The organism is Rhizobium altiplani, from assembly GCF_001542405.1.
GTDB classification, from domain to species: domain Bacteria; phylum Pseudomonadota; class Alphaproteobacteria; order Rhizobiales; family Rhizobiaceae; genus Rhizobium; species Rhizobium altiplani.
In genome coordinates this window covers 1-3,317 of sequence record NZ_LNCD01000102.1, presented here as the reverse complement: position 1 = coordinate 3,317, position 3,317 = coordinate 1, and the positions used below count along the sequence as shown (strand labels likewise).

At 57.5% G+C, this 3,317-nt stretch carries 3 protein-coding genes and 1 pseudogene; 1 reads left to right on the top strand and 3 read right to left on the bottom strand.

The window, feature by feature from the left end; translation table 11 throughout:
• Together AS026_RS24180 and repC are read right to left on the bottom strand one after the other, a co-directional pair.
• The coding region (locus AS026_RS24180; RefSeq protein ID WP_245307612.1) for a transposase at positions 1 to 208 on the bottom strand (208 nt) is incomplete at its 3' end.
• Between the two features lie 314 nt (positions 209 to 522).
• Positions 523 to 1,788, bottom strand: coding sequence for a plasmid replication protein RepC (gene repC, locus AS026_RS24175; protein WP_028749676.1), 1,266 nt, complete (start codon positions 1,786 to 1,788; stop codon positions 523 to 525).
• 495 nt (positions 1,789 to 2,283) lie between these two features.
• Between repC and AS026_RS41750 the strand changes: the two are divergent.
• Positions 2,284 to 2,600 (top strand): annotated as a pseudogene (locus AS026_RS41750) (transposase); the annotation flags it as partial.
• Positions 2,601 to 3,005: 405 nt separating this feature from the next.
• On the opposite strand, the gene AS026_RS24165 reads toward AS026_RS41750, so the two are convergent.
• A partial coding sequence (locus tag AS026_RS24165) for a transposase (RefSeq protein WP_131815342.1) occupies positions 3,006 to 3,317 on the bottom strand: 312 nt, incomplete at its 5' end.

Below are 3,317 nucleotides of genomic sequence, written 5' to 3'. Positions count from 1 at the left end.
CGCGCACCACCATATCGGCAATGGCAATATCGACCGAGCCGCTGCTTACCGTTTCAACGCGCGCGAACTTCTGCGTTCCCGTTCCATCAGTCAGGGGCGCAACAGCGCCCGATGCCAGTGCCGTGCGACGCCATCCATAAAGCTGTGACGGATCTAAGCCTTCAGACCGGGCAACCGCCGAGACGTTCGCTCCCGGCTGCAGCGCCATGGCCAGGATCCGCGCCTTTTCGTCGTCCGACCACTCACGTGGCTTGCGTCTTCTTCGCACCGGCTCCGCGGTCAAACCTCAAAGGTTCGAGGGTGATTCACACTGTCGCTCATAAGATTCTCCACATGACTCATGCAGAAAATCGCCGATCACCAGTTCGAAAGATACGTGGGGTGGCCTACGCGCTTACAGAGCAAACCAGACCCGAGCAACAGCTGAAAGCTCCCTGCCTGACTCCTCGGCACCAAATAGCCACACTTCCTGACGACCGCTCACAAGGTCAAGGCAGCCTGACACCCATCCGTTACGTCCAGCTAAAAGCAATCGCGTCTTAATTCTTGCTGACAATTTCGAGCGGCAAGCCCGAAAACAGAGCGGGCAAGATGCAACTCGCCCACGGAGGCCCGATTTGTCATGGCACGCAAATAACCTCCTGGCGATCTGACTTCCTGCCTACTATATTTCTCTAACGTAATGGCAACCGCGACAGCGGCTTGAGGCTCACCCATTTGCTGAACGGCCCGGGTTCTGGCATCCTCGGAAATCCCGGCAAACCGGCACATTAATGGCATATTCCGCGCCAGCTCGGCCCAGCTTTTGGGTGCAAGCCCGTAGACCTGCAGGATCGGCACCGCCTTCATTACGTCTTGCAAAGCCACCGCAGGTTTCGGCAAGTTTTGTGCTTGGCTGATTTCGTTCCGATCTGGCCCCAGGCTTTTTTCACAAGCCGAGTTGGGGATGGAGTCAGCGTTAGGCGAAGGCCATTTACTGTTACTATGTACACGAATTTTAGGGATTGTATTTCGTTTGTGTATGCCGTTTTCAAGACGCGGGGATGCCGTTTTTCCCGTCTCTTGTGCTTCGACCGCTGTGATGGGGAGCCGCATCAACCAATCTATCAGCCGCTCCAAAAGGGCCGTTGCTCGGCTCAGCATCCGGCTAGATGCTGAGCCGGCGGCCCTAATTAGAACATTGATGCGATCGATGCGGGCACCAACGTGCCGCAGCGTTCGATCGGAATGCTGCTCGGCGGTTGAAAGGGCATAACGAACGGCCCGAAGCGTGCCACGATAGCGTCGCGACGCCGCGTCGGTGTCTCTCTTCTCAGCTTGAGCCTGCCTCACGAGCTTGTCCAGCTCGGTATATCGAACGACCAGGATCCGGAGGTCGATTCCGCACCCACCCATGATTTCACCATGGCCGCTGCGGATCGGGTAGCGCTTGTAGTTGCCGCTATCCCGCATGGTGACCAGGCCGGCGTCGAATAGGCGCGATAGCAGCCGACTGACGCGACTAACGGAGCGGCCGATCTCGAAGGCTAGCTGCCGGTTAGATTTAAATACGATCGGACGGCCGAACGGGCCAAACGATTCAGCGGGAACCGTGTTGATTAGAGCCACAAGCAGGTGGCTTTCGGTCGCATTGATCAGCCCTGTGCATGTCAGGGATTGAGCGAGGCCAGCCAATTGGGCACGCGTCACCGTACCGATCTCCGCCGACTCCGCCAGTCGCCGGAAGTGGGTGCGCTGTGGCGTTATGATGCGGCCGGTTGGCCGCGGATGCATTTGGGTGTTGCCCATCTCGTCGTCTCCGCTTGAGACCAGGCAAAGGTTTGCCGTTCACCGAAAAGGTGTTTTTGTTATTGGTGGGAAGAGAGAGGCTATCGCTTCCGGAGGTTCTTCGGGACCGGTTTCTTTTTCTGGTCTGGTTCTTTTCTCCGCAAATTTTGTGAGCTCGTTAGACTCGTATCGCGAAAAAATGCACCAGGGACCATATTGGCGCAACCTTTCGTTTGCGCGCATAAGCATCGAATGACAAAGAACGCCCTAATATGAAGTTGTTCCTAACTTTTTTAGATTCCGTTTATGCACTAGGAACTTAGCGCTCGCTCGTGAGATGCGCCAAATTGATTCTGAACCCACGTATTCTGTGAGCGGCTACTGATTCTGAAACGAGCGCACAAGTGGCGGCCAGCCTGAACTCCGGTGGGAGCAATATGTAGTGGTTCCATCTAGGCTCAGGACCTATTAATTTGACTTGAGATGTGATTCAGGTCTTCCGAGAGAGAGCCCGTGATGGGTGATTTGTTTTTGCTGAGCGAGCGCCAGATGGCGCGGATATCGCCACATTTCCCGCTTTCACACGGTGTCGCGTGGGTCGACGATCGGCGGGTGGTGCGGGATCGTCTACGTGATCCGCAACGGTCTCCAGTGGAAGGACGCGCCGGCGGGCTATGGTCCGCACAAGACGCTCTACAACCGCTTCGTACGCTGGAGCCGGCTGGGCGTGTTCGACCGCATCTTCGCCGGGCTCGCCGGCGAGGGGGCCGAAGCCGGAGCGCATCATGATCGACGCGACGCATCTCAAAGCCCACCGCACGGCGGCGAGCCTGCTTAGAAGTCGTATTGCGACGGAGACGGACGGCCGATTATCCTGCTTCTGTCAGAAGGTCAGATGTGAGCGATGGGGTCGTCTAATCGCACGGCATTTTGCAAGCGTTTTTTTAAAGATCAGCCCGGCCGGTACTGTGGTCAGTGCCGGAGAGCGAACGATGCGGGGTCCAAGCGTCTGATTTGCGCGCGCCAAGTGAGCGTTTGCCGGAAGCAGGGTCGTCTTCGCGGTCGACACACGGTCGCCGCATGATGGGGCTTCGCAGGTCGAGTGTTCCAATGTGGACGACGCAATCCGCAGGTTACCTGCGATTGCACCCCAACACGCGGAATCACCGTGCCTACGTCCCGGCAGGGACGTTCTGACGCCGGTCCATCAGGACGTTGGCGGAAAATATTCGGAACGGCTAGCCGTTGGCCGGATCCATTCCAACTGCGCGATCAAAAAGCTGACCACTCTTAAGCATCGCGTGCATTGTGACAGATAATCTGCGCGCAACGGCGACCGCGGCACGTTTGAAACCCAGCCTTTCCCTTAGCTTTAACCCCCAAGAGCGAAGGCCGCTATCGGCACTGCTGCGCGTGAGAATAACAGTTGCAGCTTCGAACAGGAGACCGCGCAAATGGGCGTCGCCACGGCGCGAGATATGACCGTCATAGTCGACCTCGCCTGATTGATAGCGGCGTGTCGTTAGCCCCAGCCAGGCTCCTACGGACCG

Coding starts and splice junctions, on each gene's coding strand:
- repC (WP_028749676.1), bottom strand. CDS start 1,788: ATGGGCAACACCCAAATGCATCCGCGGCCAACCGGCCGCATCATAACG.